This window comes from Geodermatophilus sp. SYSU D01106 (assembly GCF_054049995.1).
This window is the reverse complement of record NZ_JBJGYM010000011.1, coordinates 26,643-51,752: the sequence shown is the minus strand read 5'-3', so window position 1 is coordinate 51,752 and position 25,110 is coordinate 26,643. Positions and strand designations below refer to the sequence as shown.

Below are 25,110 nucleotides of genomic sequence, written 5' to 3'. Positions count from 1 at the left end.
GGGCGGTCGGGCGGAGGCGGCCGGGCAGGAGGCTCAGCCGACGGGGCGCGACCGGTGCACCGCGGGCAGGTGCACGGCGGCGACGGCGCGCTGGCCCAGGCGGACGACGCGGGCGGCGAGCGCCACCGCCGCCATCACCCCGACGCCGCCGGCCACGAACGCCACGACGCCGGGCACCGACCCGCCGGTGACGGCGAGGGTGCCGAGGGTGACCAGGCCGACGAGCACGAGCGTGGAGGTCATGCCGTGCCCGGACCGGGGCTGGCCGCAGTGCGCGAGGTCGGGGTCGCAGTCGGGCGTGAGCGCGCTCATGGGCGTCTCCCTCGTCGAGGCACCGCCACGCCGGTCCGACGGCGTGACGTCCGTCACACGGACGATACGGCCCGGGGCCGGTTCCGCTCAAGTGGTGGTCGCGGGCGGTCCCTTCACGGCGAGGACCGGGCACTCGACGGTGAGCAGGATCCGCTGCGCCGCGCTGCCCATCAGCAGCTTCCCGACGGCGCTGCGCCGGCGCAGGCCGATGACCAGCACCTCCGCGGCGGTCTCGGCGACGGCGTCGGCCAGCTCCTCGGCGACGTCGCGGCCGATCGGCTGGCGCAGCTCGAAGGGGACGCCGGAGACGGTGAGCTCGTCGTGCAGCCGGCGCAGCGGGTCGCCCTGCAGGTACTCCTCGTCGACGAGGGCGTCGCCGCGGCTGCTGTTGACCACCACCAGCCGCGCGCCTCGCCGCTCGGCCTCGGCGAGGGCGTGCTCGAGCGCGGCCCGCCCGCGCGGGGTGGGCACGTGTCCCACCACGACCACCGGCTGCTGCTGGGTCACCGCTCCTCCTCCCCCGGGCCCGCGCCGACGCTCTCGCGGTGCCGCAGCCCCTCCCCCGCCTGGACCTCCTCCGGCGTGGCCCGCCGGCCGCGGACCGCGCGGAGCACGATCGGCACGACGAGGGCCGCCAGGGCCAGGCCGAGCACGGTCCGGCTGAACCAGGTGTCGAGCAGCACGCCGAGGTCGCCGCTGCTGATGGCCAGCGCGCGCCGCAGGTTGGTCTCCGCGACCGGGCCGAGGATGAGCCCGACGATCGCCGGCGCGACCGGCCAGCCGTAGCGGCGCATGGCGAAGCCCAGGAGGCCGAGCACCAGCAGCAGCACCAGGTCCAGCGGGTCGGCGTTGACCGCGTAGCAGCCGAGCGAGGCGAACAGCAGGATCCCGGCGTAGAGGTAGGGCCGCGGGACGCGCAGCACCTGCACCCACACGCGGGCCAGCGGCAGGTTGAGCACCAGCAGCATGAGGTTGCCGACGAGCAGCGCCGCGATGAGCGTCCAGACCAGGGTGGACTCGGTGGACAGCAGCGTCGGCCCGGGCTGGATGCCGTAGCTCTGGAACGCGACCAGGATGATCGCCGCGGTGGCCGAGGTGGGCAGGCCGAGGGTGAGCAGCGGCACCAGCACGCCCGCGGCGGCGGCGTTGTTGGCCGCCTCGGGCCCGGCGACGCCCTCGATGGCGCCGCGGCCGAACTCCTCGGGGTGCTTGGTGAGCTTCCGCTCGGTGGCGTAGGAGAGGAACGTCGGGATCTCCGCCCCACCGGCGGGCAGCGCGCCCAGCGGGAAGCCCAGCGCCGTCCCGCGCAGCCACGGGCCCACCGAGCGGCGCAGGTCGCGGCGGGTGAACCAGGGCCCGGAGGCGGCCATCACCTGCACCGGGCCCCGGCGCAGCCGGGACGCGACGTACAGCGCCTCCCCCACGGCGAACAGCGCGACGGCGACCACGACGACGTCGATGCCGTCGGACAGCTGCGGGATGCCGAGGGTGAACCGCTCCTGCCCGGTGAGCACGTCGGTGCCGACGAGGCCGAGGTACAGGCCGACGCCGAGGGAGGCCAGCCCGCGCAGCGGCGATGAGCCGAGCACGGTGGCCACGGCGACGAAGGCCAGCACGGTGAGGGCGAAGTAGTCGGCGGCGGTGATGCCGATGACCAGGTCGACGACGGTCGGCGCGACGAGGGCCAGCAGCAGCGTGGCGATCGTGCCGGCGACGAACGAGCCGAGCGCGGCGGTGGCCAGCGCGGCGGCCCCGCGGCCGGACTTGGCCATCGCGTTGCCCTCGAGCGCGGTCATGATCGAGCTCGACCCGCCGGGGGTGTTGAGCAGGATCGACGTCGTCGACCCGCCGTACATGCCGCCGTAGTAGATGCCGGCGAACAGGATCAGCGCCGCGGTGGGCTCCAGCGCGTAGGTGATCGGCAGCAGCAGCGCGACGGTCATGGCCGGGCCGATGCCGGGGAGCACGCCGACCGCCGTGCCGAGCAGCACCCCCAGCAGCGCGAAGAGCAGGTTGACCGGGGCGAGGGCGTCGGCGAGGCCGCCGGCCAGGTCGCCGAGGGCGCCCATCAGAACCAGTCCGTCGCGAGCTCGAGCAGGATCCCGCCGGGCAGCGCGACGTCGAGCGCCTTGACGAACACCAGCCAGACGACGACCGACAGCACGCCGCCGGTGAGCAGCGGCCGGACGACGCCGCGGGCCCCGAGCGCCCAGGCCACCAGCGCGAACATCAGCGTGACCGCGAGCGGCCAGCCGACGACGTTGATCAGGAGCGCGTGGGCGAGGAAGCCGACGACGATGACGCCCACGTTCGCCCACGACGTCGGGGCGTCGGGGTCGATGTCCTCGCTCTCGTCGGAGGGCCCCCGGTCGCCGCGCAGCACCCGGAACCCGAGCGCGAGCGCGGTGGCCAGCACGACGCCGCCGACGAGGTAGGGGAAGAAGCGCGGGCCGATGGTGTTCGCGGAGCCCGGGACGGCGATGTTCGCGGCGTCGAGCAACAGGTAGACGCCCAGCGCCCCGAGCAGCACCACCATGGCCAGCTCGCCGCGGCTGATCCCCGTCCGTGGCCGCGGCGGGTGCCGGTGCTCGGCCGCGGCGTGCGACCCGGTGGCGTCGGTGGTCGAGACGTCCGGGTCCGGCGAGACACTCACTGGACCAGCCCGATCTCCCGCAGGATCGCCAGCACCCGCTGCTCCTCCTCGGCGAGGAACTCGCCGTACTCGTCGCCGGTCAGCAGCAGGTCGTCCCAGCCGTTGTCCTCCAGCGCCTGCGCCCACTCCTCGGTGTCGTGGGTGTCCTGGACGAGGGCGATCAGGTCCTCGCGGGCGCCCCCGGACATGCCGGGCCGGGCCATGAGGCCGCGCCAGTTGTCGACCTCGACGTCGAAGCCGGACTCGACCAGCGTGGGGACGTCGGGCACCTGCTGGGAGCGCTCCGCCGTCGACACGGCGAGGCCGACGAGGTCGCCGGTGCGCACCTGCTCGCCGTAGTCGGCGGTGCCGGAGATGCCGGCGGCGACCTGGCCGCCGAGCAGGGCCGCCAGGGACTCGCCGCCGCCGGAGTAGGCGATGTAGTTGACCTGGGCGGGGTCGATGCCGGCGGCCTGCGCGAGCAGGCCGGCGAGGATCTGGTCGGTGCCGCCGGCCGAGCCGCCGGCGATCGGGGTGCCGGCCGGGTCGGCGGCCCAGGCCTCCACGAAGCCCTGGATGTCGGTGTAGGGCGCGTCCGGCGGCGCCACGATCAGCTCGGTCTCGCCGATCAGCCGGGCGATCGGGGTGACGTCGGTCAGGCGGGTGGCGGAGTCGTTGGTGTCGACGGCGCCCACCATGACCAGGCCCATCATCATGAGCAGCGCGTCGTCGGTCTCCCGCGACAGCTGGCCGAGGCCGATCGTGCCGCCGGCGCCCTCGACGTTGAACACCTGCACGTTGCGGGCCAGGCCGCTGCTCTGGATCACCCGCTGCAGCACGCGGGCGGTCGTGTCCCAGCCGCCGCCCGGGCTCGCCGGCGCCATCACCCGCAGCCGGGACAGGTCGCCGGGCTGCACCACCGTGCCGGCGCAACCGCCCAGGGCCCCGGCGGCGGCCGCCAGCGCCGGCGCGGCCACCGCCCCGGCGAGGAACGACCTCCGGCTCAGCGGCACGGGCGGCCTCCCCTCGGGGCGGTGGCGGCGGTCACACCGGACGCTAGACCCGGCCGAACTCGCGGTCCAACGCGAGGTTGAGCGGCAGGACCCGGACGTGCGGCGCCCCGATGAAGCCGAGGTCGCGCCCGGCGGTGGCGTCGTCGACCAGCGCCTGCACCTCCTCCGCCGGGACGCCGCGGGCCTCGGCCACCCGCCGCACCTGGATCGCGGCGTACGCCGGCGAGATGTCGGGGTCGAGGCCGGAGGCGGAGGCGGTCAGCGCGTCGGGCGGCACGTCGGCCGGGTCGACGCCCTCGAACGCGGCCACCGCGGCGCGCCGCTCCTGCACCAGCGCGACGAGCTCGGGTGCGTTCGGGCCGAGGTTGGACCCGCCGGAGGCGGCGCCGTCGTACCCGGACACCGACGGGCGGGCCTGGAAGTACTGCGGCAGCGGGTCGCCGTCGGCGTCGGTGGTCGCCTGGCCGACGAGCGCGGAGCCGACGACCTCGCCGTCGACGGTCACGAGGGAGCCGCCGGCGCGGCCGGGTGCGACCAGCTGGGCGATCCCGGTGACCAGCAGGGGGTAGGCCAGGCCGAGGACGACGGTGGCGACGAGCAGGGCACGGACGGCGGCGAGGAGCACGCGGGGGGACATCAGGCGATCCCGGGGACGAGGGAGACGAGCAGGTCGACGAGCTTGATCCCGGCGAAAGGCGCGACCACGCCGCCGACGCCGTAGACCAGCAGGTTGCGGCGCAGGACCGCCTCGGCCGAGGCCGGCCGGTACCGGACGCCGCGCAGCGCCAGCGGCACCAGCGCCACGATCACCAGCGCGTTGAACACGACGGCGGAGAGGATCGCCGACTCCGGCGAAGCCAGCCGCATCACGTTGAGGGCGTCGAGGCCCGGGAAGGCGCCCGCGAACATCGCCGGGACGATCGCGAAGTACTTCGCCAGGTCGTTGGCGATGGAGAAGGTGGTCAGCGATCCGCGGGTGACGAGCAGCTGCTTGCCGATCGCGACGATCTCGATGAGCTTCGTCGGGTCGGAGTCGAGGTCGACCATGTTGCCGGCCTCCTTGGCCGCGGTCGTCCCGGTGTTCATCGCGACGCCGACGTCGGCCTGGGCGAGCGCGGGGGCGTCGTTGGTGCCGTCGCCGGTCATCGCGACGAGCCGGCCGCCCTCCTGCTCCCGCCTGATCAGGGCCAGCTTGTCCTCGGGGGTGGCCTCGGCGAGGACGTCGTCGATGCCGGCCTCCGCGGCGATCGCCCGGGCGGTCCGCTCGTTGTCGCCGGTGATCATCACCGTGCGGATCCCCATGCGGCGCAGCTCGGCGAACCGCTCGCGCATGCCGTCCTTGACGACGTCCTTGAGGTGGACGACGCCGAGCACCCGGGCGCCGGCGGGGCCGTCCTCGGCCAGGACGAGCGGGGTGCCACCGGAGGCGGCGACCTGGTCGACGACCTCGCCGACCCCGGGCGGCACGACGCCGCCGAGCGCGCGCACCCACGCCGTCACCGCGCCGGCCGCACCCTTGCGCAGCTGCCGGCCGTCGGGCAGGTCCACGCCGCTCATCCGGGTCTGCGCGGTGAACGGCACGAACACCGCGCCCGGGAGGTCGTCGCGGCCGCGCAGCCCGTACCGCGTCTTGGCCAGGACGACGACGCTGCGGCCCTCGGGGGTCTCGTCGGCCAGCGAGGCGAGCTGGGCGGCGTCGGCCATGTCCTGCTCGGACACCCCCGAGGCGGGGACGAACTCCGCCGCCTGCCGGTTGCCGAAGGTGATGGTGCCGGTCTTGTCGAGCAGCAGGGTGTCCACGTCGCCGGCGGCCTCGACCGCGCGCCCGCTCGTCGCGAGCACGTTGCGCTGCACCAGCCGGTCCATGCCGGCGATGCCGATGGCCGACAGCAGCGCCCCGATCGTCGTGGGGATCAGGCAGACGACGAGCGCGATGAGCACGGTCACCGACTGCCCGGCCCCGCTGTACAGCGCCAGCGGCTGCAGGGTGACGACGGCGAGCAGGAAGGCGATCGTCAGGGCGCTGAGCAGGATGTCCAGCGCGATCTCGTTCGGTGTCCGCTGCCGCTGCGCGCCCTCGACCAGGGCGATCATCCGGTCGACGAAGGTCTCCCCCGGCCGGCTGGTGATCTCCACGACGATGCGGTCCGACAGCACCGTGGTCCCGCCGGTGACCGCCGAGCGGTCGCCGCCGGACTCGCGGATGACCGGCGCGGACTCGCCGGTGACGGCCGACTCGTCGACGCTGGCGATCCCCTCGACGACGTCGCCGTCACCGGGGACGACCTGCCCGGCGGTGACGACCACGCGCATGCCCGGGCGCAGGTCGGCCGCGGCCACCTCCGTGCCGTCGAGGAGGTGCGCGACGGTCGTGGTGCGGGCCTTGCGCAGCGTGGCCGCCTGGGCCTTGCCGCGCCCCTCGGCGACCGCCTCGGCGGCGTTGGCGAACAGCACCGTGAGCCACAGCCAGACGGTGACCAGCCAGCCGAACACCGAGGGGTCGAGGACGGCCAGCACGGTGGAGAACACCGAGCCGACCCAGACGACGAAGACGACGGGCTGGCGGACGAGGGCGCGCGGGTCCACCTTGCGGACCGCTGCGCCCATGGCGGGCCCCCACTCGATCCGGGAGCGCCGCGGCGCGCGCGGCCCGGGGGTGCGGACCGGCGCGCGGTCCAGTGCGGTGGTCATGACAGTCCTTCTGCGAGGGGCCCCAGGGACAGGGCGGGGAAGTAGGTGAGCCCGACGACCACGAGCACGGTGACGGCGAGCAGGCCGACGAACAGCGGCTCGTGCGTCGGCAGCGTCCCGGCGGTGACCGGGGTCCGGCCCTGGGCGGCGAGGCGGCCGGCCAGCGCGAGGACGAGCAGGATCGGCAGGAAGCGCCCGAACGCCATCGCGAGGCCCAGCGCCGTGTTGTAGAAGGGCGTGTTCGCCGACAGGCCCGCGAAGGCGGAGCCGTTGTTGTTGCCGGCGGAGGTGAAGGCGTAGAGCGCCTCGGACAGGCCGTGCGGACCCTCGTTGAGCAGCGAGCCACGACCGGTGTCGGTGGCGAGCGCGACCGCGGTGCCCACCAGCACGACGGCAGGCGTGGCGAGGATGTACAGCGACGCGAGGGTCATCTCGCGGCGGCCGAGCTTCTTGCCGAGGTACTCCGGCGTGCGCCCGACCATGAGGCCCGCGACGAACACGGCGACGACGGCGAGCACGAGCATGCCGTAGAGCCCGGAGCCGACCCCTCCGGGCGCGATCTCCCCGAGCATCATGTTGACCAGCACGAGCCCACCGCCGGCCGGCGTCCAGGAGTCGTGCAGCGAGGTGACCGCCCCGGTGGAGCTCAGCGTGGTGGCCGCGCCGAACAGCGCCGACAGCGGCCCGCCGAAGCGCACCTCCTGGCCCTCGGCGGCCGCGCCGGCCAGCTGCAGCGCGGCGCCGCCGGCCCGGGCCTGCGCCCAGGTGGTCAGCGCCAGCGAGGCGGCGGCCAGCCCGGCCATGACGCCGACGATCGCCAGGCCCTGCCGCCGGTCGCCGACCATCCGGCCGAAGGTGCGCGGCAGGCTGAACGGGATCACCAGCATGAGGAAGACCGAGAACAGCGAGGTCCAGGCGGCCGGGCCCTCGAAGGGGTGCGCGGAGTTGGCGTTGAAGAAGCCGCCGCCGTTGGTGCCGAGCTGCTTGATGACCTCCTGCGAGGCCACCGGCCCGCTCGGGAGGTGCTGGGTCGCGCCGGCCAGCGTCGTCGCCTCGGTGCCCGCCGACAGGTCCTGCACCACGCCGCCGAGCACCAGCACCAGCGCGCCCACCACCGACAGCGGCAGCAGCAGGCGGCCGACGGCGCGGGTGACGTCCACCCAGGCGTTGCCCAGCCGGTCGGTGCGGGTGCGGGCGAAGCCGCGCACCAGGGCGACGGCGACCGCGATGCCGACGGCGGCGGACACGAAGTTCTGCACGGCCAGCCCGGCCATCTGGACCAGGGAGCCCATGGTCGACTCGCCGGCGTAGCCCTGCCAGTTCGTGTTGGTGACGAAGCTGACCGCGGTGTTCCAGGCCGACGACGGCTCCACCGCGGCCATGCCGTTGTCCAGCGGCAGCCACTGCTGCACCCGCTGCAGGCCGTAGAGGAGCAGGACGCCGGCCGCGGAGAACGTGAGCACGCTGCGCGCGTACACCGGCCAGCGCTGCTCGGCCGCGGGGTCGACGCCCACCGCCCGGTACACCAGCCGCTCGGCCCGCCCGTGCGTCTCGCTGGTGAAGACGCGGGCCATCCAGTCGCCCAGCGGCCGGTGCGCCGCCGCCAGCGCCGCGACCAGGAGCGCCACCTGCAGCCAGCCGGCCGCGGTGTCGCCCATCAGAACCGCTCCGGGAAGAGCAGGGCGGCCAGCAGGTAGAGGACCAGCCCGGCCGCCACGGCCAGGCCGACCCAGGCCTCGACCCCGGCCCCGGTCACCGGCGTTCCAGTCCGCGCAGCGCGAGCGCCAGCAGGCCGAAGACGGCCAGTGTCAGCGCGATGTGGAGCACGTCGCCCACGACGTCGATCCCCCGATCCGGTCCGAGCGGGCGACCCGTCGTCGTCCGCACCGGGCGGCGACGCTAGGAGCGCGCCGGAGGGGGGCCGCCGTTCGTTGACGGCTCCTTGACGGCCGGGCCCGCGGACCTTGACGGCGTCCTGACGGGCCCGGCCGGCGGGCCTCAGGCGCCGGGCGGCGGCGTCATCTGCGCGATGCGGACGGAGTTGCCGAACGGGTCGCGCAGGCCGAAGTCGATCCCGTAGGGCTGCACGACCGGCTCCTCCGGCAGGTCGACGCCCCGCTCCTTGAGCGTGGCGTGGGTCTTGTGCGCGTCGTCGGTGGTGAAGAACAGGTGCCCGCCGCCGGCGCCCTTGGTGACCAGGTCGCGCACGGTCTCGGCGATCTCCGGGCTGATCGACGGCGGGGCGGGCAGCTCGAGGAGGACGGCGTGGCCGGGGTCGCCGGGCAGCGCGACGGTGAGGAAACGCATCGGGCCGAACTGCTGGTCGGTCTGCACCTGGAAGCCGAGCTTGCCGACGTAGAAGTCCAGCGCCTGGTCCTGGTCGAGGACGTAGAGGGAGGTGATCGAGATGGAGGTCAGCATGGGCAGGACGCTAGGGGCGGGCGTCGTCGCCGGGCTTCTCCGGAACTGCTGTCCTCTCGCTCGGACGCAGCCAGCGCATGCCGAAGCAGCTCGGCACCGGCGCGAGCGGTCCGCGCCGCCGGTACACGCTCGGCGGCTCCCCCACGATCTCCGCGAACACCCGGCTGAACGTGCCGAGGCTGGCGAACCCGACGGCCATGCAGACGTCCGTGACGCTGCGGTCGGTGGTGCGCAGCAGGAACATCGCCCGCTCGACGCGGCGGCGCTGCAGGTAGCGGTTGGGCGTCTCGCCGAAGGTGGCCTTGAAGGTGCGGATGAAGTGCGCCTCGGTGACGTGCGCGATCCGCGCCAGCGTCGGGACGTCGAGCGGCTCGGCGTAGGAGCGGTCCATCTCGTCGCGCGCCCGCAGCATCCGCCGGTTGGAGTCCTCGCTCGCCCGGGTCACGCGGGGCAGCATCGCAGGGTCCCGGGTCGCGGTCTTGACGCGATCCTGACGCCGGCCGGCGCCGCTCCCCCGCCGTCGAGGGTGATCATGGGCGCCGTGAGTCGCGGGACGTTGCGGGTCTACCTGGGCGCGGCGCCCGGCGTGGGCAAGACCTTCGCCGTGCTCGGCGAGGCGCACCGCCGGGCAGAGCGGGGCGCGGACGTCGTCGTCGGGTTGGTCGAGACGCACGGCCGGCCGCGCACCGCCGAGCAGCTCGTGGGCCTGGAGGTGCTCCCCCGCCGGCGGGTGGCGCACCGCGGCGTCGTGCTGGAGGAGCTCGACGTCGACGCGGTGCTCGCCCGCCGCCCCGAGGTGGTCGTCGTCGACGAGCTGGCGCACACCAACGCGCCCGGCTCGCGGCACGAGAAGCGCTGGCAGGACGTCGAGGAGCTGCTGGCCGCCGGCGTCAGCGTGCTGACCACGGTGAACGTGCAGCACCTGGAGAGCCTCACCGACGTCGTCGCGTCGATCACCGGCGTCGTGCAGCAGGAGACGGTGCCCGACGCGGTGGTGCGCCGCGCCGACCAGGTGGAGCTGGTCGACATGTCGCCGGAGGCGCTGCGGCGGCGCATGGCGCACGGCAACGTCTACCCGGCCGAGCGGGTCGACGCGGCGCTCGGCAACTACTTCCGGGTCGGCAACCTGACCGCGCTGCGCGAGCTGGCGCTGCTGTGGCTGGCCGACCGGGTCGACGAGGGGCTGCGCCGCTACCGCGCGGAGCACGCGATCGACGCCGTGTGGGAGGCCCGGGAGCGGGTCGTCGTCGCGCTGACCGGCGGGCCGGAGAGCGAGACGCTGGTGCGCCGGGCCGCGCGGGTGGCCCGCCGCTCGGGTGGGGAGCTGCTCGCCGTCCACGTCGTCGCCACCGACGGGCTCACCGGTGCCTCGCCGACGGCGCTGCGCGGCCTGCGCGAGCTCACCGAGAGCCTCGGCGGCAGCTGGCACCAGGTGGTCGGCGACGACGTCGCGGCGGCGCTGCTGGAGTTCGCCCGCGGCGCCGACGCCACCCAGCTCGTCGTCGGCACCTCGCGGCGCTCGCGGTGGGCGCGGGCGCTGCGCCGCGGCATCGGCGGGTCGGTGGTCACCGACGCCGGCGACATCGACGTCCACATCGTGACGCACGCCGCCGCCGGGTCCCGCGGCTGGCGGCTGCCGCCGCTGACCGGCGCGCTGACGGCGCGCCGCCGGTGGCTCGGCGCGGCGCTGGCGCTCGCCGGCGTGCCGGTGCTGACCGCGCTGTGCCTGGCCGCCGGCAGCGCGGTGTCGCTGCCGCTGGTGCTGCTCGCCTTCCTGCTGCTCGTGCTCGCGGTGGCGCTCGTCGGCGGGCTGTGGCCGGCGCTCGCCGCGGCGGTGCTCGGCGGGCTCGCGGAGAACTGGTTCTTCGTCTCCCCCACCGGCCGGCTGACCGTGACGAGCCCGGACGACGTGCTGGCGCTCGGCGGCGGCCTCGTCGTGGCGGTCGCGGTGGCCACGGTGGTCGACCGCTCGGCCCGGCGGGCCACGGCGGCGGCGCGCTCCCGGGCGGAGACGGCGATGCTGGCGTCGCTGTCGCGGGCGGTGCTGGAGGGCGACGGCGACCTGCCCTCCCTGCTGGAGCGGATCCGCGAGGGGTTCGGGCTGGCGTCGGTGACGATGGTCGAGCGCGGCTCGGTCGTGGGCACGTGCGGCCGGCCGGAGGGGACCGCCGTCGACGAGGTCGCCGTGACCGACGGGCTGGTGCTGCGCTGGTGCGGGCGGGCGCTGCCCGCGGCCGACCGGCGGCTGCTGGTCGCCGTCGCCGAGCAGGCGGCGGTGGCGCTGCAGCAGGGCCGGCTCGCCGCGCAGGCGGCCGAGGCCGACCGGCTGGCCGCCGGCGACGGGATGCGCCGCGCGCTCCTGACCGCGGTGAGCCACGACCTGCGCACGCCGCTGGCCGGGATCAAGGCGGCGTCCTCGGCGCTGCGCAGCGGGCTCGCACTCACCGACGACGACCGCGCGGAGCTGGTGGAGACGGTGGACGAGTCGGCCGACCGGCTGACCGCGCTCGTCGACGACCTGCTCGACATGAGCCGCCTCCAGGCCGGGGTGGTCAGCCCCGCGCTCGCGCCGACCGACCTGCCCGCCGTCGTCGCCCGGGCGCTGGACGAGCTGGAGGACCGCTCGCGGGTGACCTGCGGGTGGCCGGCCGACCTGCCGCCCGCGCTCGCCGACCCGGGGCTGCTCGAGCGGGTGGTGGCCAACCTCGCGGGCAACGCGGTGCGCCACGCCCCGGCCGGGCCGGTGACCGTACGCGCCGACGCGCTCGGCGACCGGGTGGAGCTGCGCATCGCCGACCGCGGGCCCGGCGTGCCGGCGGCCGACCGGGAGCGGGTGTTCGCGCCGTTCCAGCGGCTCGGCGACTCCCCGCGCGGGCAGGGCGTGGGTCTCGGCCTCGCCGTCGCGCGGGGCCTGACCGAGGCGATGGGCGGCACGCTGGTCGCCGAGGACACCCCGGGCGGCGGGCTGACGATGGTGGTGTCGCTGCCGGCGGCGGCCGTGCCGTCCCCGGTGCCCGCGTGAGCCGGGTGCTCGTCGTCGACGACGACCCCCAGCTCGCCCGCGCCCTGCGGATCACGCTGCGCGCGGCCGGGTACGAGGTGGTGCTCGCCTCCGACGGCGCGGCGGCGCTGCGGGAGGCGGCGTCGGCGCACCCCGACGTCGTCGTGCTGGACCTGGGGCTGCCCGACCTCGACGGCACCGAGGTGCTCGCCGGGCTGAGGCCGTGGTTCGCCGGGCCGGTGCTGGTGCTCTCGGCGCGGGCGGACAGCACCGACAAGGTCCGCGCCCTGGACGCCGGAGCCGACGACTACGTGACCAAGCCCTTCGACATGGGTGAGCTGCTGGCCCGGTTGCGGGCGCTGCTGCGGCGCGGCTCCGCGGGCCCGGACGAGCCGGTCGTCGTCACCGGGCACTTCACCGTCGACCTGGCGGCCCGGCAGGTGACCGTGGACGGCGTCCCGGTGCGGCTGACGCCCACCGAGTGGGCGCTGCTCGCCGAGCTGGTGCGCTCACCCGGGCGGCTGGTGGGCCAGCGGCAGCTGCTGCAGTCGGTGTGGGGGCCGGCGTACGAGCGGGAGACGCACTACCTGCGGGTCTACCTCAACCAGCTGCGGCGCAAGCTCGAGCCGGACCCGTCCGCGCCGCGCTACCTGCGCACGGAGCCGGGGATGGGGTACCGCTTCACCCCGTGAGGCGGTCGCACTCCGGGCACCGCTCGGCGGCGTCCGGCGGCCACGGCTCGTCGTGGACGGCGACGATGACGCCGCACAGCGCGACCTCGGGCTCACCGGTGAGCTCCTCGGCGCTGCGGTGCACCTCGACGGCGTGCAGGGCGTCCGCGGCGGCGTCGGGGTGCATCCGACGGGGCCAGCAGGACCGCGGCCGGCCGCAGAGGAGACGGGTGCCGGCCGCGATGGCTGTTCGGTCCGGTGTCACGTGCCCAGGGTGCACCGGATCCGTCCGTCCCGCGGCTCCGCTGACGCGATCCTGACGGTCCACCCGACCGGGCGACCCTCTGTCCGGTCACCCGATCGGGTGACGGTGCACCGCCGCTGACCTGCGATCTCTGTCAGTGGTGCCCCGTAGCTTCCTGGGTGTGGACGACGTGCTGACCGGTGTGGCGCCCGCGCCCCCGGTGGGGTGGGCGCGGGGTCCGCTGGGGCTGGTGCAGGCCGCGGACCGGGAGCTGTCGCGTCAGTCGGCGCTGCGGTACCGGGCGGTGGCGGCGTTCGCGCTGTCCCGTCCTGCGTCGGTGGACCGGCCGCAGGGCACGCGCGGGGCGATGGCGGCGGAGCGGTGGGCGGCGCGGCCGGAGCTGCTGCGGCCGGTGAGCGAGTGGGCCACCCAGGAGCTGTCGATCGCCCTGTCGCTCACCTCTCACGCCGCCGAGACCCTCTTGACCACCTCCCTGACGCTCGTGGACCGGCTCCCGGCCACCCTCGACGCGCTCGAGGCCGGTGCCGTCCACGCCGGGCACGTCACCGCGCTGCTCGACCACGTCGCACCGATCGCCGATGACACGGTCCGCGCCGCGCTGGAGCGGGACCTCCTGGCGTGGGCCACCCGCCGCGGCGCGGTGTGCACCCCGGCGCAGCTGCGGGACAAGGCCCGCCGCGAGGTGCTCAAGCGCACGGCCCGCTCCGCCGCCGACGACCTCGCGCGGGCCATCAAGCAGCGCGGGCTGTCCTGCCGGCCGGACAGCTGTGACGGCATGGCGGTCGTCTCTGCCCTGCTCACGACGCCCGAGGCGGCGGCCCTGATGGCGGCGCTGGGCGCGTACGCCGATGCGCTGCCCGACGACGGCCGCACGCGGGGCCAGAAGATGGCCGACGCCCTGCTCGACCTGGTGCTGCGGCCCGGGGCGAACGGGCTGTCCCCGGTCCAGGTGGTGCTCACCGTGGTCGCTCCGGTCGGCGCGCTGCTCGGTGGTGACCAGCCGTGCGAGATCGACGGCCAGGTCGTCCCGGCCGAGGTGGTCCGGGCCCTGCTCGCCGCCCTGACCGGCGCGCGCACCCCCGCCGAGGAGGCCGCTGCTGGGGACCCCGCCGAGGACGCCATGCCCGAGGACTCCGCGCCGGCCGGCGCGGACACCGCCGAGGGCACCGCCGCGGGTGCGCGACCAACGCCCGGGGACGCGGACGGCCCCGGGGTGGACGACACCGCCACCGAGAATCCTGCCGCGGCCGAGGACGCCGCCGCGGACGCCACGGCCGAGGACACCGCGGGTCCCGCCACGGTCGAGGGCGTCAGCCTGGTCAAGGGCGAGAACCCGCTGCGCGGCCTGAGCGACGCCGCCATCGCCCAGCACATCGCCGAACTGGAGGCCGACGCCGCCTGGTGGGCCGAGATCGAACGCCGGGTCGCCACCGGCGAGCTCTACGCCGACCTCGACCCCGCGCTCGATGACCAGCCCTGGCCACCACCCGGCTGGGCGCCACCCCGGGACGACCTCGATCGCGACAACCACGCCGACCCAACCGACCCAGCCGGCCACGACCCAGACCCACCGCCCGACAACGCCGGCCCACCTGAACCCGACGGCTGGTGGGCCCGCGCCGACGCTGCCGTGAACGACGCCAGTGCCGCGCTGCTCGACGCCGAGCAGGCGATCGGCCGTGCCCGCCGCCTGGTCGCCACCGCCGAGCGGGCTGACACCGCGGACGAGGCCGAGTGGGCGCACGGCCCGGCCGGCCGGGTCTCCGCCGCATCCGACGCAGTGGACGCCCTGACCGCGGCCACCGACGACGCCCGCCTGCACCTGGCCGACCTGCTCGGACGCACCGCCGGCGGCGGCCTCGCCGACCGGCCCCGCATCGCGGTCACCCACGCACTCACCGGCGCCCTGCTCACCCTCACCGACCTCCCCGGCCTCCGCCGCGCCACCCGCGCCGGCACCGGACTCGGAGCACCCGGCGGGACCGACGGCTACCGGCCGGCCGCCGCCCTCGACCGGCACGTCCGCACCCGCGACCGCCGCTGCCGCTTCCCCGGCTGCCGCCGCCCCGTCCCGAGAGAGGGCGAGCTCGACCACGGCACCCCGTGGCCGGCCGGACCCACCTCCGCCGCCAACCTGACCGGCTTCTGCACCGGCCACCACCGCGGCAAGCACCAGGCCCCCGGCTGGACCCACACGCTGCAGCCCGACGGCACCCTCACCGTCACCACACCCAGCGGCCTCACCGCGACCACGGAGCCACCGCCCTACTGAGGTCCGCCGGGAACCCCACGGGCGCCGCGGACGACCAAGGACGTGACGCCTGCAGACCTGGAGATCCCGTGCCACCGCTCGCCGCCCGTCCCGCTCCCGCACTCCCGCGGCTGGCCGCCGTCCTGCTGCTCGGGCTCGGGCTGCTGCTGGTCGCGCCCGGCACCGCCTCCGCGCACACGGGTCTGCGGACCACCGACCCCGCCGCCGACAGCACCGTCACCAGCAGGCCGCAGGCGGTCACCCTGACCTTCAGCGCGAGCGTCCTCGGCGGCGACGTGACCGTCACCGGGCCCGACGGCTCCCCGGTCGGCACCGGACCGGTCGCCCACGACGGCGCCGTCCTCACCGCGCCGGTCGCGCTCACCGCGGCCGGGCGGCACACCGTCACCTGGTCGGCCGTGTCCGACGACGGCCACGCCCTCGACGGAACCTTCGCCTTCGAGCACGCGCCACCGGTCGCGGTGACGCCCTCGCCCACCCCGGCGCCGGCCCCGGCCAGCACCACGCCGGCTCCCGGGAGCGCCGAGCCGAGCGCGGCCACGCGCACCGTCGAGCGGACGGAGGCGGCCGGGCAGGCGGCCGACGAGGCAGCCGAGGACGGCAGCACCCCCGGCTGGCTGCTGCCCGGCGTCGGGGCGGTCGCCGTCGCCGGTGCCGTGGCCGGCGGGGTGGTCATCGGCCGCCGGAGACGCTGACCCGGCGGGACGTCAGCCCGCCTGCGCCCACCGCCGGTCCGGATCGACGCGGCCCTCCGCGAGCCGCGGGAAGTGCGCGCCCACGCCGAGCGTCCGCGGGCCGGCCAGCGCCTGCCACAGCCGGCGCCGGGTGCGGTCGGCGAGCGCGGCGTCCACGTCGCCCATCGAGCGCCACTGCGGCTCGGCGAGCTGCACCGGGCAGGTGATGGCGTCGCCGAGGAGCAGCAGCCGCTCGTCACCGGCGGTCACGGCGACGGACAGGTGCCCCGGCGTGTGCCCGGGCGTCAGGACGGCGTCGATCCCCGGAGCGACGGCGACGTCCTCCGACAGCTCGCGGAGCCGCGACGTCCCGGCCCACCGGCGGAACCCGTCGCGGACGTGCCCGGCCATCTCCCCCGGGCCGTCGACGAAGTGCGCCCGGTCGCCGGCACCGAACCACACGGTCGCGCCGCGGAAGACCGGCTCGGCGTCGAGCCCGAACAGCCAGCCCACGTGGTCGGCGTGCAGGTGCGTCACCACCACGTCGGTGACGTCGTCGGGACCCACGCCGAGTGCCCGCAGGCCGGTGGGCAGCTGTCCGCCGACGAGCAGCATCCGGTCGGGCAGCTGCTGCACCTCCGGGCCGAGCCCGGCGTCGACCAGGACAACCCGGTCGCCGGAGCGCACCACGAAGCAGCCGATCGGCAGCCACGCGGCGCCGTCGCGGTCGAAGACCTCGGGGTGCGCACCGGCCGGCACGTCGGCGCCGAAGTAGCTCGGGCGGGCGACGAACGTCCCGTCCGCGACGGCGTCGACCCGCACCTCGCCGATGCGCATCCCCGAGGTCCCGGTCAGCTGGCGCGCTTGCGCGTGGCCCGCTTCTTCGGCCCGGCCGCGGCCGCCTCGACCGCCGCCGGGTCGAGCAGCGGCACCAGGTACCGGCCGGTGTGCGACTCCGGGATCGACGCCACGAACTCCGGCGGCCCCTCGGCCACCACCGTGCCGCCGCGGAACCCGCCCTCGGGACCCATGTCGATCAGCCAGTCGGCGCTCTTGATGACGTCGAGGTTGTGCTCGATGACGATCACCGAGTTGCCCTTGTCGACCAGGCCCTGCAGCACCATCAGCAGCTTGCGGATGTCCTCGAAGTGCAGGCCGGTGGTCGGCTCGTCGAGCACGTACACGCTGCGGCCGTTGGACCGCTTCTGCAGCTCGCTGGCCAGCTTGACGCGCTGCGCCTCGCCGCCGGACAGCGTGGTGGCCGGCTGGCCGAGCCGCACGTAGCCCAGGCCGACGTCGGTGAGCGTCCGCAGGTACCGCGCGATGCCCGGGATCGCCGCGAAGAAGTCCGCGGCCTCCTCGATCGGCATGTCGAGGACCTCGGCGACCGTCTTGCCCTTGTAGTGCACCTCGAGCGTCTCCCGGTTGAACCGGGCGCCCTTGCACACCTCGCACGGGACGTAGACGTCCGGCAGGAAGTTCATCTCGATCTTCAGGGTGCCGTCGCCGGAGCACGCCTCGCAGCGCCCGCCCTTGACGTTGAAGGAGAAGCGCCCGGGCTGGTAGCCGCGGATCTTCGCCTCCGACGTCTGCGCGAACAGCTTGCGCACCTGGTCCCACACGCCGGTGTACGTGGCCGGGTTGGACCGCGGGGTGCGACCGATCGGCGACTGGTCGACGTGCACGACCTTGTCCAGGTGCTCCAGGCCGGTGACCGTGCGGTGCCGGCCGGGCACCATCCGCGCGCGGTTGAGCTGGTTGGCCAGCACCGTGTAGAGGATGTCGTTGACCAGGCTGGACTTGCCCGACCCGGACACCCCGGTGACGCCGACGAGCATGCCGAGCGGGAACGTCACGTCGACGCCCTTGAGGTTGTGCTCGCGGGCGCCCTTGACCACCAGCTCGCGGCCCGGCTGCGGCTGCCGCCGCACCTTCGGCACGGTGATCTCCATCCGGCCCGACAGGTACTGCCCGGTCAACGAGCGCTCGCTGGCCAGCAGCTCGTCGACGGTGCCGCTGACGATCACCTCGCCGCCGTGCTCGCCGGCGCCGGGGCCGATGTCGACCACCCAGTCGGCGGTCTTGATCGTGTCCTCGTCGTGCTCGACGACGATCAGCGTGTTGCCCATGTCGCGCAGCCGGACCAGCGTCTCGATCAGGCGGGTGTTGTCGCGCTGGTGCAGCCCGATCGAGGGCTCGTCGAGGACGTACAGGACGCCCACCAGGCCCGACCCGATCTGGGTGGCCAGCCGGATCCGCTGCGCCTCGCCACCGGCGAGCGTCGCGGCCGGGCGGTCGAGGGACAGGTAGTCCAGGCCGACGTCGACCAGGAACGACAGCCGCGCCTGGATCTCCTTGAGCACGCGGTCGGCGATGGCCCGCTCGCGCTCGCCGAGCTCGAGGGCGCCCAGCCAGTCCGCGGCCTCGCCGATGGACAGGCCGGTGACCTCGGCGATCGAGCGGCTGTTGAGCTTGACGGCGAGGATCTCCGGCTTGAGCCGGGTGCCGTGGCAGACGGGACAGGGCACGTCGCGCATGTAGCCCTCGTACTTGTCCCGCATGAAGTCGCTGTCGGTGTCCTCGTGCCGCCGCTCGAGGAAGGGCAGCACGCCCTCGAACGCCGCGTAGTAGCTGCGCTCGCGGCCGTAGCGGTTCTTGTAGCGCACGTGCACCTGGTCCGGGGAGCCGTGCAGGACGGCCTTCTGGACCTTGGCCGGCAGCTTCTCCCACGGGGTGTCCATGGAGAAGCCGAGCTGGTCGGCCAGCCCGGACAGCAGCCGCTGGAAGTACTCGTTGCTCATCGAGCCGGCCCACGGGGCGACGGCGCCCTGCGCCAGGCTCTTCTCCGGGTCGGGCACGACGAGGTCGGGGTCGACCTCCTTGCGGGTGCCGATGCCGGTGCACTCGGGGCAGGCACCGAACGGCGAGTTGAAGGAGAAGCTGCGCGGCTCGAGCGCCTCGAAGGACAGACCGTCGTCGACGCAGGCGAGGTGCTCGGAGAACGTGCGCTCCCGCACCGGTTCGTCCTCGGGGAGGTCGACGAAGTCGAGGACGACGAGGCCGCCGGCGAGCCCGAGCGCGGTCTCCACCGAGTCGGTGAGCCGGCGCTTGGCGCTCTCCTTGACCGTCAGCCGGTCGACGATCACCTCGATCGTGTGCTTCTCCTGCTTCTTGAGCTTCGGCGGCTCGGTCAGCGGGTGCATGGTGCCGTCGACCCGGACGCGGGAGAAGCCCTGCGTCTGCAGCGAGCTGAACAGGTCGACGTACTCGCCCTTGCGCGCGCGCACGACCGGGGCGAGCACCTGAAAGCGGGTGCCCTCCTCCATCGAGAGCACCTGGTCGACGATCTGCTGCGGCGTCTGGCGGGCGATCGGCTTGCCGCAGTTGGGACAGTGCGGCTGGCCGGCGCGCGCGTAGAGCAGCCGCAGGTAGTCGTAGACCTCGGTGATGGTGCCGACGGTCGACCGCGGGTTGCGGTTGGTCGACTTCTGGTCGATCGACACCGCGGGCGACAGGCCCTCGATGAAGTCGACGTCGGGCTTGTCCATCTGGCCGAGGAACTGGCGGGCGTAGGCCGACAGCGACTCGACGTAGCGCCGCTGGCCCTCCGCGAAGATGGTGTCGAACGCCAGGCTCGACTTGCCCGACCCCGACAGCCCGGTGAAGACGATCAGGGCGTCGCGGGGCAGGTCGAGATGGACGTCCTTGAGGTTGTGCTCACGGGCGCCGCGGACGACGAGACGGTCCAATGTGATCCCTGTCGGTCAGCCGGGCCGGCCGGTCTCGCCGGGCCCTGCGGGGTGGTGTCGAGATGTCGATACGGGCAACGCCGTGTCCGCCCGTGCGCAATCCGTGACGGTGGCGACGTTGCCGCCGGGAACAGCAGCTCAGGCGGGAGCGGGGGCCGGTGCGCCGGCGGGGTCGAAGACCGGCGCGTGACGGCGCCAGGGCTGCCGGCGTTCCAGCTCCCCGGCCAGCCAGAGTAGTCGCGTCTCGCTGCCCGGGGGACCCACGAGCTGGACCGCCAGCGGCGTCCCCTCCGGCCGCGTGCCGACCGGCACCACGACCGCCGGGACCCCCGCCAGGTTCCACGGCGAGGCCCAGGGCGCCCACCGCGCGTTGGCGGTGACGTTGGCCAGGAAGCCGCGCTCGTGCCAGGGTCGCGCGGGCAGCGGCGGGCCATTGGTGATCGGCGTCAGCAGCACGTCGAGGTCGTCGTCCGCGAAGAACGCCGCCGTCCGCTCGCGGAAGCGCTCGGCCGTGGCCGGGCGGACCAGCCCGGCCCGCCGGACCAGCCGGCCGAGCCGGGCGTGCGTGCGGCTGCGCGGCTGCAGCGCCGTCCGGTCCAGGCCGAGGAACGCGGCGTCGTCCTCCGCGCCGGCGAGCCAGCGGGCGATCCCGCCGACGGCGGCGTCCGGCGGGACCACCGGGTCCCGCTCGACGACGACGTGCCCGGCGCCGCGCAGCAGCCGGGCCGTGCGCTCGACCGCGCCGCGGGCCGCGGCGTCGGGGCGGGCGCCCGGGACCGGGGAGCGGCGGCCGACGGCGACCCGCAGTGGGCGGCCCGGGTCGGGCGACGCCGACCAGTCGAGCCCCGCGTCCTCCCCCGCCAGCACGGCGGTGCCGAGCGCGACGTCGTCGACGGTGGTGGCGAGCACGCCGTTGACGGCCATCCCCGACCAGTCGTCGGCGCCGATGCCGCCGGGCAGCACGCCGCGGCCGGGCTTGAGGGTGACCAGGCCGCAGGCGGCGGCGGGCAGCCGCAGCGACCCCATGCCGTCGTTGCCGTGCGCGAGCGGCACCATGCCGGCGGCGACCGCGGCGGCGCTGCCGCCGGAGCTGCCCGCCGGGGACAGCGCGGTGTCCCAGGGGTTGCGGGTGACCGTGCCCGGCCCGTCGGTGGCCGCGTAGAGACACAACTCGGGCACCCGGGTGATGCCGACGACGACGGCGCCGGCGGCGCGCAGCCGGGCGACGACCTCGTGGTCGGTGCCGACCGGGGTGGCCGCGGCGCAGCCGTCGGTGACCGTCTCCCCCGCGACGCCGACGTTGTCCTTCACCGCGACCGGGACGCCGGCGAGCGGGAGCGACCCGCGGTCGGGCCGGGCGTCGACCTCGGCCGCCTCGGCGAGCGCGGCCTCGGCGCGGACCACGCGGAAGGCGCCGACCCGAGGCTCGACGTCGCCGATGTGCGCCAGGTGCGCGCGCACCACGTCGACGGCGGACAGCTCCCCCGCGCGCACCCGCGCGGCGAGAACGGTGGCGGGCAGGCCGACGACCCGGGCGCCGCCCGGACCTCCGCTAGCGTCCATGACCGCGACCGTAACCGCGGGCGGCGACAGTTCTCGAACGGAGGCCCTATGACCTACACCGGCGACGTCGAGGTGGGCGGCCCGGCCGACCGGCGGGAGCTGCCCGGGCTCACAATCAGCAAGGTCGCGGTGAGCGAGATGGCCAACAACGCCTACCTCCTGCAGGACGCCGCGACGGGCCAGGCGCTGCTCGTCGACGCGGCCGCCGAGCCCGACGTGCTGCGCGCGCTCATCGGCGACGCCGACCTGCGCACCGTCGTCACCACCCACGGGCACTGGGACCACCACCGCGCGCTGCCCGACGTCGTCGCCGCCACCGGGGCGACGACGGTGGCGCACGCCGCCGACGCCGGCGACCTGCCGGTGGCCGTCGACCGGACGGTCGCGCACGGCGACACCGTGGAGGTCGGCGAGCAGGTGCTCGAGGTGGTGCACCTGCGCGGGCACACGCCGGGCAGCATCGCGCTGGTCTGGCGCGGCGGGGACGCCGGCACGCACGTGTTCACCGGCGACAGCCTGTTCCCGGGCGGCGTCGGCAACACCCAGCAGGACCCGGAGCGGTTCACCAGCCTCGTCGACGACGTCGAGCAGCGGCTGTTCGACGTCCTGCCCGACGACACGTGGGTCTACCCCGGGCACGGGAAGGACACGACGCTGGGCGCCGAGCGCCCGTCGCTCCCGGAGTGGCGCGCCCGCGGCTGGTAACTGCTACCGGCGCCTGTTCGGGTCGGATCCGGAGCTCCCGGGTCAACCACGGCCCCGCCGGCACGTCCCGCTCGGGCGTGCGCCACTGCGTGTACTTCATCGTCAACTCGTGGAGGACCCGCGCCTCCTCCTTCGCGTCGCGCATGTCCTGGCGGTCGGCGTCGGTGAACCACCGGATCGTCATGCCCGGAGGCTCCTCGGGTCGGTGACCGGGCGCAACGCCGGACGGACCGGTCACCGCGGGGGCGTTCCCCGTCCTCCGGGGGTCCCGCAGGACCCCCGGAGGACGGGAACGGCTCCCGGAGAGGGAGCTCAGCGGCTCACTTGCGGCCGGGCGTCCAGTCCATGCCCCAGCCGTAGGTGCGGTCGAGCACGTCCTGGCCGCCGTGCACGTAGCGCACCTCGCGGTTGACGACGAGCTCCCCGCCCCGGTTCTCCAGCATCGCGATCGCGCAGATGCGGGCGCGCGGGTCGTGCTCGTCGAGGCGCACCTCGATCTGCGGCCCGTTGGCCGGGAACATCGTGACGACGGCGTCGGCCTGACCCCAGTTCGGCACGCCCTCGTAGATGAGCGCGAAGACGAGCACCCGGCGGATCAGCTGCGTGTGCTGCAGGTTGACCAACAGGTTCTCGCCGCCGCTGTTGGAGCCGGAGCGGTCGTCGCCGTCGAGCCAGACGATCGACTCGCCGTTGCCCATCGTGTGCTGCCCGCGGAAGGCGTTGCCGAGGGCCTGGATGACGCCCTTCGAGCCGTCGGCGTACTCGTAGAGGCAGCCGAGGTCGAGGTCGATGGCCCCGCCGCCGGCCGCCGAGGCCAGGCGCTTGAGGAAGCCGCCGCCCCCGCCGCCGCCACCGGGCCGGGAGTTCCAGTTGAGGTTGACCCGGAGGATGCCGCTGGTGCCGGCCGTCTTGGTCAGCGAGACCGACGGCGCCGACTTCGTCAGCGACACCTTGTTCATGTTGACGCCGCCCTGCTGCGCCGGCGGCTGCTGCTGCTGCGGAGGCGGGTACCCCTGCTGCTGGCCGTACCCCTGCTGGCCGTACGGGTCCTGCGGCGGCGGGTACCCCTGGGGCGGCGGGTAGCCGCCCTGCGGGGGCGGGTACCCCTGCGGCGGCGGGTAGCCGCCCTGCGGGTGGCCCTGCGGCGGCCCGTAGCCGGGCGGCGGCGCCTGCGGCGGCTGGCCGTAGGGCGGCTGGCCGTAGGGCGGGTACGGGGGCTGCCCCCCGTACGGCGGCTGGGCCGGCGGGGGCTGGTGCGGCGGCGGCTGCGGCGGCGCCGGAGGGGTCTCCGGCTGCGGCGGCTGCGCCTTCGGGCGCTTCGTGTAGTCGACCAAGGGAGGCCTCCCCGCGGGTCGCCCGACCGGGCGGACCCGCGCTCTGAGCGGCGGACACGTCCCCTGCGACCCTAGGGGTCGGCACTATCCTCCGGACCGTGCCCCGCGGTGCCCGCCTGCCCTCGCCCACCGTCTCCGGCATCGACCTCGGCACGACGTACAGCTGCCTGGCCCAGGTGGGCGAGGACGGCGTCGCGGAGGTCGTCCCCCTCCTCGACGGCGACCGCACCCTGCCCAGCGTCGTCCTGTTCGTCGGCCCCGACGACTACGTCACGGGCGAGCGCGCCCGCGTGCTGGCCCGCGCGCAGCCCGACGACGTCTGCACGCTGGTCAAGCGGCGGATGGGCGACAGCTCCTGGCGCTTCGTCAGCCACGGCCGCTCCTGGTCGGCGCCGGCGGTCAGCAGCCTGGTGCTCAAGGCCCTGGTCAGCGAGACGGCGTTCGGCGCGGCCGGCCCGGTCCAGGACGTCGTCATCACCGTCCCGGCCTACTTCGGCGACGAGGAGCGGCGCGTCACCCGGCTGGCCGGCGAGTACGCCGGGCTCACCGTCCTCGACGTCATCAACGAGCCGACGGCGGCCGCGCTGGCCTACGGTTTCGCCCGCCTCGACGGCGCCGGCCCCGCCGACCACCTCGAGGAGGTCGCGCTCGTCTACGACCTCGGCGGCGGCACCGTCGACGTCGCGGTGGTGGAGCTGGCCGACCGGCGGCTGGCCGTCGTCGCCACCGACGGCGACCACGAGCTCGGCGGCGCCGACTGGGACGAGAAGCTCGCCGTCCACCTCTCCCGCGCCTTCCTCGCCGCGCACCCCGACGCCGAGGACCCGCTCGACGACAGCGCCGGCGGGCAGGCCCTGGTGCTGGCCGCCGAGCGGGCCAAGCGCGAGCTCAGCGCCAGTGAGAGCGTCGTCGTCCCGGTCGAGCACGACGGGCGGCGCGCCGACGTGCCGGTCAGCCGCGCCGAGTTCGAGCGGCTCACCGCCGGCCTGCTCGACCGCACCATGGAGCTCACCCGCGCCGCCGTCGCCGCCGCCCGCGCCCGCGGGGTCGACCGCATCGACCGGGTGCTGCTCGTCGGCGGCTCCACCCGCATGCCCGCCGTCGCCGCCCGGCTCACCGCCGAGCTCGGCGTGCCGGCCGAGGTGCACGACCCCGACCTCGCCGTCGCCAAGGGCGCCGCCGTCTACGGCCGCAAGAAGCAGCTCGAGCGGCTGCTCACCGCCGACCTGGTCACCCGCGGCGCGCTCGGCCCCGGCACGCCGCTGGAGTACGCGGCCGACGCCGACGTCGACGCCGCCTGCGCCCGCCTCGGCGACGCCGTCGGGCTCACCGCGGCGCAGGTGCGGCGCACGGTGAAGATCCAGGTGCTCAACACCGTCTCCCGCGGCTTCGGCGTGCTGGCGCTCGACCGCTTCGGCGAGCCGGCCACCGTCTTCCTCGTGCACCGCAACGACCGGCTGCCCATCGCCGTCCGCCGCTCGTTCGGCACCGTCCACGACGACCAGCGGGTGGTCACCATCCGGGTGGTCGAGCAGGGCGGCGGCGCGGAGTCGCCGCGGCCGGAGGACGCCAAGCTGCTCGCCGAGGCCTCCATCGAGGACATCCCGCCCGGGTACCCGGCCGGCACGGAGATCCAGGTGGTGCTGCGGATGGGCTTCGACGGGATCCTCGAGCTCACCGCCCTGCACGAGGGCCTCGCCGACCGGCCGCTCACCGTGCGCGTGGAGACCGGCGCCGCGCTCAGCCAGGCCGATGTCGCCCGCGAGCGGGCGCAGGTGGGCCGGGTCCGCCGCCGGCAGGACTGACG

Annotated in this window: 23 protein-coding genes; 6 read left to right on the top strand and 17 right to left on the bottom strand. The window is 75.5% G+C overall.

Annotation, left to right across the window (positions count from 1 at the left end):
• Positions 1-33 precede the first annotated feature (33 nt).
• From ACI78R_RS13350 to ACI78R_RS13295, 12 genes are all read right to left on the bottom strand, one after another.
• Positions 34-312: a hypothetical protein gene (locus tag ACI78R_RS13350; protein WP_457041069.1), complete on the bottom strand. Its 279-nt coding sequence runs from the start codon at positions 310-312 to the stop codon at positions 34-36.
• 87 nt (positions 313-399) lie between these two features.
• Positions 400-819: a universal stress protein gene (locus ACI78R_RS13345; protein WP_454554851.1), complete on the bottom strand. Its 420-nt coding sequence runs from the start codon at positions 817-819 to the stop codon at positions 400-402.
• Positions 816-2,381: a tripartite tricarboxylate transporter permease gene (locus ACI78R_RS13340; RefSeq protein ID WP_457041068.1), complete on the bottom strand. Its 1,566-nt coding sequence runs from the start codon at positions 2,379-2,381 to the stop codon at positions 816-818. The genes ACI78R_RS13345 and ACI78R_RS13340 overlap by 4 nt, the downstream gene beginning before the upstream one ends.
• Positions 2,381-2,965 carry a tripartite tricarboxylate transporter TctB family protein gene (locus ACI78R_RS13335; protein ID WP_457041067.1) on the bottom strand — a complete coding sequence of 195 codons (585 nt, stop codon included), beginning with the start codon at positions 2,963-2,965 and terminating at the stop codon, positions 2,381-2,383. The genes ACI78R_RS13340 and ACI78R_RS13335 overlap by 1 nt, the downstream gene beginning before the upstream one ends.
• Positions 2,962-3,957 carry a Bug family tripartite tricarboxylate transporter substrate binding protein gene (locus ACI78R_RS13330; protein WP_457041066.1) on the bottom strand — a complete coding sequence of 332 codons (996 nt, stop codon included), beginning with the start codon at positions 3,955-3,957 and terminating at the stop codon, positions 2,962-2,964. Before ACI78R_RS13330 ends, ACI78R_RS13335 begins: the two co-directional genes overlap by 4 nt.
• A 43-nt stretch (positions 3,958-4,000) precedes the next feature.
• Entirely contained in the window at positions 4,001-4,594 is a 594-nt protein-coding gene (gene kdpC / locus ACI78R_RS13325; protein WP_457041065.1) for a potassium-transporting ATPase subunit KdpC, read from the bottom strand.
• The gene (kdpB, locus tag ACI78R_RS13320) at positions 4,594-6,648 is read right to left on the bottom strand and encodes a potassium-transporting ATPase subunit KdpB (protein ID WP_457041064.1); all 2,055 of its coding nucleotides are present in this window, start codon (positions 6,646-6,648) and stop codon (positions 4,594-4,596) included. The genes kdpC and kdpB overlap by 1 nt, the downstream gene beginning before the upstream one ends.
• Positions 6,645-8,306, bottom strand: coding sequence for a potassium-transporting ATPase subunit KdpA (gene kdpA / locus ACI78R_RS13315; RefSeq protein WP_457041063.1), 1,662 nt, complete (start codon positions 8,304-8,306; stop codon positions 6,645-6,647). The genes kdpB and kdpA overlap by 4 nt, the downstream gene beginning before the upstream one ends.
• Positions 8,306-8,404, bottom strand: a complete 99-nt coding sequence (gene kdpF, locus ACI78R_RS13310) for a K(+)-transporting ATPase subunit F (protein ID WP_073420294.1) — start codon at positions 8,402-8,404, stop codon at positions 8,306-8,308. The genes kdpA and kdpF overlap by 1 nt, the downstream gene beginning before the upstream one ends.
• Positions 8,401-8,535, bottom strand: a complete 135-nt coding sequence (locus ACI78R_RS13305; protein WP_281248080.1) for a hypothetical protein — start codon at positions 8,533-8,535, stop codon at positions 8,401-8,403. Before ACI78R_RS13305 ends, kdpF begins: the two co-directional genes overlap by 4 nt.
• A gap of 111 nt (positions 8,536-8,646) precedes the next feature.
• Positions 8,647-9,069, bottom strand: a complete 423-nt coding sequence (locus tag ACI78R_RS13300; protein WP_073420295.1) for a VOC family protein — start codon at positions 9,067-9,069, stop codon at positions 8,647-8,649.
• A gap of 10 nt (positions 9,070-9,079) precedes the next feature.
• Positions 9,080-9,514: a helix-turn-helix domain-containing protein gene (locus ACI78R_RS13295; protein WP_073420776.1), complete on the bottom strand. Its 435-nt coding sequence runs from the start codon at positions 9,512-9,514 to the stop codon at positions 9,080-9,082.
• Between the two features lie 87 nt (positions 9,515-9,601).
• Between ACI78R_RS13295 and ACI78R_RS13290 the strand changes: the two genes are divergently transcribed.
• Together ACI78R_RS13290 and ACI78R_RS13285 are read left to right on the top strand one after the other, a co-directional pair.
• Complete coding sequence (locus ACI78R_RS13290) at positions 9,602-12,091, top strand: ATP-binding protein (protein ID WP_457041062.1); 2,490 nt, start codon at positions 9,602-9,604, stop codon at positions 12,089-12,091.
• A complete protein-coding gene (locus ACI78R_RS13285) occupies positions 12,088-12,762 on the top strand; it encodes a response regulator (protein ID WP_073420297.1) in 675 nt (224 codons plus the stop codon). Before ACI78R_RS13290 ends, ACI78R_RS13285 begins: the two co-directional genes overlap by 4 nt.
• On the opposite strand, the gene ACI78R_RS13280 is transcribed toward ACI78R_RS13285, so the two are convergent.
• A complete protein-coding gene (locus ACI78R_RS13280) occupies positions 12,752-12,928 on the bottom strand; it encodes a hypothetical protein (RefSeq protein ID WP_175562850.1) in 177 nt (58 codons plus the stop codon). The two genes, ACI78R_RS13285 and ACI78R_RS13280, sit on opposite strands and share 11 nt — an antisense overlap.
• Positions 12,929-13,166: 238 nt before the next feature.
• Here ACI78R_RS13280 and ACI78R_RS13275 point away from each other — a divergent pair, with 238 nt between their 5' ends.
• Both ACI78R_RS13275 and ACI78R_RS13270 read left to right on the top strand, forming a co-directional pair.
• The gene (locus ACI78R_RS13275) at positions 13,167-15,278 is read left to right on the top strand and encodes a DUF222 domain-containing protein (protein ID WP_457041061.1); all 2,112 of its coding nucleotides are present in this window, start codon (positions 13,167-13,169) and stop codon (positions 15,276-15,278) included.
• Positions 15,279-15,346: 68 nt separating this feature from the next.
• A complete protein-coding gene (locus ACI78R_RS13270; protein WP_457041060.1) occupies positions 15,347-15,973 on the top strand; it encodes a copper resistance CopC family protein in 627 nt (208 codons plus the stop codon).
• Between the two features lie 12 nt (positions 15,974-15,985).
• Here ACI78R_RS13270 and ACI78R_RS13265 read toward each other — a convergent pair whose 3' ends face one another.
• The 3 genes from ACI78R_RS13265 to ACI78R_RS13255 all read right to left on the bottom strand — a co-directional run bounded on the left by ACI78R_RS13265 (position 15,986) and on the right by ACI78R_RS13255 (position 21,264).
• Positions 15,986-16,789 carry an MBL fold metallo-hydrolase gene (locus tag ACI78R_RS13265; protein ID WP_457041059.1) on the bottom strand — a complete coding sequence of 268 codons (804 nt, stop codon included), beginning with the start codon at positions 16,787-16,789 and terminating at the stop codon, positions 15,986-15,988.
• 14 nt (positions 16,790-16,803) lie between these two features.
• A complete protein-coding gene (gene uvrA / locus ACI78R_RS13260; protein WP_457041058.1) occupies positions 16,804-19,701 on the bottom strand; it encodes an excinuclease ABC subunit UvrA in 2,898 nt (965 codons plus the stop codon).
• 138 nt (positions 19,702-19,839) lie between these two features.
• Positions 19,840-21,264, bottom strand: coding sequence for an amidase (locus ACI78R_RS13255; RefSeq protein ID WP_457041057.1), 1,425 nt, complete (start codon positions 21,262-21,264; stop codon positions 19,840-19,842).
• A 48-nt stretch (positions 21,265-21,312) separates the two neighbouring features.
• Here ACI78R_RS13255 and ACI78R_RS13250 point away from each other — a divergent pair, with 48 nt between their 5' ends.
• Positions 21,313-21,969 carry an MBL fold metallo-hydrolase gene (locus tag ACI78R_RS13250; RefSeq protein ID WP_457041056.1) on the top strand — a complete coding sequence of 219 codons (657 nt, stop codon included), beginning with the start codon at positions 21,313-21,315 and terminating at the stop codon, positions 21,967-21,969.
• 320 nt (positions 21,970-22,289) lie between these two features.
• Here ACI78R_RS13250 and ACI78R_RS13245 read toward each other — a convergent pair whose 3' ends face one another.
• Positions 22,290-23,303, bottom strand: a complete 1,014-nt coding sequence (locus ACI78R_RS13245) for a TerD family protein (protein WP_457041055.1) — start codon at positions 23,301-23,303, stop codon at positions 22,290-22,292.
• A 98-nt stretch (positions 23,304-23,401) separates the two neighbouring features.
• Here ACI78R_RS13245 and ACI78R_RS13240 point away from each other — a divergent pair, with 98 nt between their 5' ends.
• Positions 23,402-25,108: an Hsp70 family protein gene (locus tag ACI78R_RS13240; protein WP_457041054.1), complete on the top strand. Its 1,707-nt coding sequence runs from the start codon at positions 23,402-23,404 to the stop codon at positions 25,106-25,108.
• Positions 25,109-25,110: the final 2 nt, after the last annotated feature.